This is a genomic window from Vibrio sp. 10N.222.49.C9 (assembly GCF_041474985.1).
Classification (GTDB): domain Bacteria; phylum Pseudomonadota; class Gammaproteobacteria; order Enterobacterales; family Vibrionaceae; genus Vibrio; species Vibrio crassostreae_C.
This window is the reverse complement of sequence record NZ_JBFRVD010001468.1, coordinates 1-321: the sequence shown is the minus strand read 5'-3', so window position 1 is coordinate 321 and position 321 is coordinate 1. Positions and strand designations below refer to the sequence as shown.

Sequence of the window (321 nt, the reverse complement as noted above, 5' to 3'; positions counted from 1 at the left end):
CAGTAAAGGTGAGATTTCGCTTAAGGGTGAGGATTTGCAACGCCAGAAATCACGGCTAGTTGAAGAGGGAATTGTCTTTAGTGCAACAGGAAAAGTGAAGTTAAGGCAGTTTCGCTGGCAACCCTAAGCCAAAAGCTTAGGATCGCCACTTTTCATCAGATGTTAGCTAAATGTAAAGATTTAACGAACTCCAACTAATTGAACCGCCACGTCGTGAGTTTGTTCGATATCGGTAATCACTCTTACTGCAGTATCTGTGGTGAATCTAAGTTTGCCATCCACACGAATTTGCGCTCGAACATTGTAGGTGTGTCTAGGGTC

Annotated in this window: 1 protein-coding gene; it reads right to left on the bottom strand. The window is 43.6% G+C overall.

Going from position 1 to position 321, the window contains the following annotated elements; genetic code table 11:
* Nucleotides 1-180: 180 nt before the first annotated feature.
* Nucleotides 181-321: YbaY family lipoprotein (locus AB4585_RS28795; RefSeq protein ID WP_372172205.1), on the bottom strand; the 141-nt coding region annotated here is incomplete at its 5' end.